This window comes from Stecheria intestinalis (assembly GCF_009696165.1).
Classification (GTDB): domain Bacteria; phylum Bacillota_I; class Bacilli_A; order Erysipelotrichales; family Erysipelotrichaceae; genus Bulleidia; species Bulleidia intestinalis.
Genome location: NZ_VUMN01000058.1, coordinates 1 through 4,334 on the forward strand (window position 1 = coordinate 1; position 4,334 = coordinate 4,334).

3 rRNA genes are annotated in these 4,334 nt (G+C 50.4%); all 3 read left to right on the forward strand.

The annotated features are described in order from the left end of the window. Positions 1-947, forward strand: a 16S ribosomal RNA gene (locus FYJ51_RS13240); the annotation flags it as partial. A 235-nt stretch (positions 948-1,182) separates the two neighbouring features. Next, positions 1,183-4,076 (forward strand): 23S ribosomal RNA (locus tag FYJ51_RS13245). A 91-nt stretch (positions 4,077-4,167) separates the two neighbouring features. Beyond that, positions 4,168-4,281, forward strand: a 5S ribosomal RNA gene (rrf, locus tag FYJ51_RS13250). The last annotated feature ends 53 nt before the right edge of the window (positions 4,282-4,334 follow it).

The window sequence follows — 4,334 nt, forward strand, 5'->3', positions numbered from 1 at the left end:
AGGCGGCCTTTTAAGTTTAAGGTGAAAGCGTGGGGCTTAACCCCATAAAGCCTTAGATACTGGGAGGCTAGAGTACTGGAGAGGAAAGTAGAATTCCATGTGTAGCGGTAAAATGCGTAGATATATGGAGGAATACCGGTGGCGAAGGCGGCTTTCTAGACAGTAACTGACGCTGAGGCACGAAAGCGTGGGGAGCAAATAGGATTAGATACCCTAGTAGTCCACGCTGTAAACGATGAATGCTAAGTATCGGGGCGACCCGGTGCTGCAGCCAACGCAATAAGCATTCCGCCTGTGGAGTATGCACGCAAGTGTGAAACATAAAGGAATTGACGGGGGCCCGCACAAGCGGTGGAGTATGTGGTTTAATTCGACGCAACGCGAAGAACCTTACCAGGCCTTGACATCCCTTGCAGAGGTGTAGAGATACATCCGAGGTTATCAAGGAGACAGGTGGTGCATGGTTGTCGTCAGCTCGTGTCGTGAGATGTTGGGTTAAGTCCCGCAACGAGCGCAACCCTTGTCTTCAGTTACCATCATTAAGTTGGGGACTCTGAAGAGACTGCTGGTGATAAACCGGAGGAAGGTGGGGATGACGTCAAATCATCATGCCCCTTATGGCCTGGGCTACACACGTACTACAATGGCGTATACAACGAGGAGCGACACTGCGAAGTGAAGCAAATCTCTTAAAGTACGTCTCAGTTCGGATTGAAGTCTGCAACCCGACTTCATGAAGCTGGAATCGCTAGTAATCGCGGATCAGCATGCCGCGGTGAATACGTTCTCGGGCCTTGTACACACCGCCCGTCATACCATGAGAGTTGGCAATACCCGAAGCCGGTGGCCTAACCGCAAGGAAGGAGCCGTCGAAGGTAGGGCTGATGATTGGGGTCAAGTCGTAACAAGGTATCCCTACGAGAACGTGGGGATGGATCACCTCCTTTCTAAGGAGAAAAAAAGGAAGTACAAGAAACGTTTTTCCCACGTAGCGGAAATTCCTGGTCAGTTTTGAGAGATCTGAAAGGATATCTCAATTGTTCTTTGAAAACTGAATAACAGAAGAAACAAACAAACAGATAGAAAGACAGCAAGAAAGTCTTTCTGTATAGTTGAAGAAAACCAAGTTTGGAAGCCAGTCTATTGAATGGCGGAAGAAACTTGGAAGCAGTTCTCTAAAAAGATTAAATAAGCAAGAGCGTACGGCGGATGTCTTGGCATATAGAGCAGAAGAAGGACGCAGTGAACGGCGAAACGCCTCGGGGAGTCGTAAACAGGCAACGATCCGGGGGTATCCGAATGGGGAAACCCGCCTGAAGTAATGTTCAGGCATCCTGGCAGAATACATAAAGCCAGAGAAGAGAACCCAGGGAATTGAAACATCTTAGTACCTGGAGGAAAAGAAAACAACAGTGATTCCGAGAGTAGTGGCGAGCGAAATCGGAGCAGCCTAAACCAGTCTTAGGGCTGGGGTTGAAGGACCGCGATAAGTTATGAGCGAAGGATAGTCGAAGTGCATTGAAAGGCACAGCGAAGAGGGTGCAGCTCCCGTAGACGAAATCCGAAGCGAGGCGAGCGGGATCCTGAGTACGACGGGGCACGTGGAACCCTGTCGGAAGCAACCGGGACCATCCGGTAAGGCTAAATACTCCTATATGACCGATAGTGCACCAGTACCATGAGGGAAAGATGAAAAGAACCGCGGGAGCGGAGTGAAAGAGATCCTGAAACCGTATGCTTACAAGAAGTCAGAGCACATTCATGTGTGATGGCGTGCCTTTTGTAGAATGAACCGGCGAGTTATCCTTGCATGCGAGGTTAAGCAGACAATGCGGAGCCGCAGCGAAAGCGAATCTTAACAGGGTGTTAAGTATGCAGGGATAGACCCGAAGCTGTAGTGATCTAGTCATGAGCAGGTTGAAGGTTGGGTGATTCCAACTGGAGGACCGAACCGACCCTCGTTGAAAAGCTGGCGGATGACTTGTGATTAGCGGAGAAATTCCAATCGAACGCAGCGATAGCTGGTTCTCCCCGAAATAGCTTTAGGGCTAGCGTTGGGTGAAACTTGATGGAGGTAGAGCACTGAATTCATGCGGGTGGCATCTAGCCATACCAATTGAAATCAAACTCCGAATGCCATGAAGCAATACCCGGCAGTCAGACTGCGAGTGATAAGGTCCGTGGTCAAAAGGGAAACAGCCCAGATCATCAGATAAGGTCCCAAAATCTATGCTAAGTGGGAAAGGATGTGGAGACGCATAAACAGCTAGGAGGTTGGCTCAGAAGCAGCCATCCTTGAAAGAGTGCGTAACAGCTCACTAGTCGAGTATCTCTGCGCCGAAAATTTACCGGGGCTAAGCATAGTACCGAATCTATGGATTTGATGCAAATCAAGTGGTAGGGGAGCGTTCCGGACCGCATTGAAGCGATACCGTAAGGAGTCGTGGAGCGTCCGGAAGTGAGAATGCCGGTGTGAGTAGCGAGATGCAGGTGAGAATCCTGCACAGCGTATGTCCAAGGTTTCCAGGGGAAGGTTCGTCCGCCCTGGGTAAGCCGGGAACTAAGGCGAGGCCGAGAGGCGTAGCCGATGACGAGCAGGTTGATATTCCTGCGCCCGCGCACGAAATGATGGAGTGACAGAGAAGGTTAGTACTAGTCCTTAATGGATTGGGCAGGGCATGTGTATAGCAGGCTGACAGGCAAATCCGTCAGCGGAATGGAAGACATGAACCAAGCGAACGCGCAAGCAAGTAGTGAAATGTACGATACCAGCTCTCAGGAAAAGCTTCTAGTGTTAATTCGTGAGCGGCCCGTACCAAAACCGACACAGGTGGACGAGGCGAGTAGCCTCAGCTGAGCGAGAGAACTGTTGCCAAGGAACTCTGCAATTTGACCCCGTACGTTAGCTATAAGGGGTACTCGAAAGAGTCACAGTAAATAGGCCCTAGCAACTGTTTAACTAAAACATAGCTCTCTGCTAAGCCGTAAGGCGAAGTATAGGGGGTGACACCTGCCCGGTGCTGGAAGGTCAAAAGGATGTGTCAGGAGCAATCCGAAGCGCTGAATTGAAGCCCCAGTGAACGGCGGCCGTAACTATAACGGTCCTAAGGTAGCGAAATTCCTTGTCAGGTAAGTTCTGACCCGCACGAAAGGTGTAATGATTTGGGCACTGTCTCGGCAGCAGACTCGGTGAAATCTTAGTACCTGTGAAGATGCAGGTTACCCGCAACTAGACGGAAAGACCCCATGGAGCTTTACTGTAGTCTGCTATTGAGTTTCGGTTAACTATGCACAGAATAGGTGGGAGACATTGAGACTGGTCCTTCGGGATCAGAGGAGTCACCGTTGGGATACCACTCTTATTTAACTGAAATTCTAACTATATACCGTAAACCGGGTATGGGACCGTGGCAGATGGGCAGTTTGACTGGGGCGGTCGCCTCCCAAAGAGTAACGGAGGCGCTCAAAGGTACTCTCAGAATGGTTGGAAATCATTCGTCGAGCGTAAATGCAGAAGAGTGCTTGACTGCGAGACAAACAGGTCGAGCAGGGACGAAAGTCGGAATTAGTGATCCGGCGGTGCAGAATGGAATGGCCGTCGCTTAACGGATAAAAGCTACCCTGGGGATAACAGGCTGATCTCCCCCAAGAGTTCACATCGACGGGGAGGTTTGGCACCTCGATGTCGGCTCATCGCATCCTGGAGGTGAATTCGCTTCCAAGGGTTGGGCTGTCCGCCCATTAAAGCGGTACGCGAGCTGGGTTCAAAACGTCGTGAGACAGTTTGGTCCCTATCTGTTGTGGGCGTTGGAAGTTTGAGGAGAGCTGTCCCTAGTACGAGAGGACCAGGATGGACGTTCCTACGGTGCACCAGTTGTCACGCCAGTGGCACAGCTGGATAGCTGAGAACGGCTGAGATAAACGCTGAAGGCATCTAAGCGCGAAACCAACTCCAAGATGAGACTTCCCTTCGAAAGAAATAAGACCCCTTGAAGACGACGAGGTTGATAGGTCAGAGGTGTAAGTGCCGTGAGGCATTGAGCTGACTGATCCTAATAGGTCGAAGATTTAATCACACGAGAGAACGCCACAATACGGAAAGACGAAGCAGTCTGAAGTCTGGAGAAATCTGTTATTCAGTTTTCAGGGAGCAATCTCTGGAAGAAATCCGGTGACGATACCGCAGTGGTCACACCTGTTCCCATCCCGAACACAGAAGTTAAGCACTGCAGGGGCGAAAATAGCTGAGCGGACCTCAGTGAAACAAGCACGCTGCCGGGTAATCGATGGAAGAGCTTCTGCTCTTCCTCTTTTTTTTATGTTACTCTGGAGCA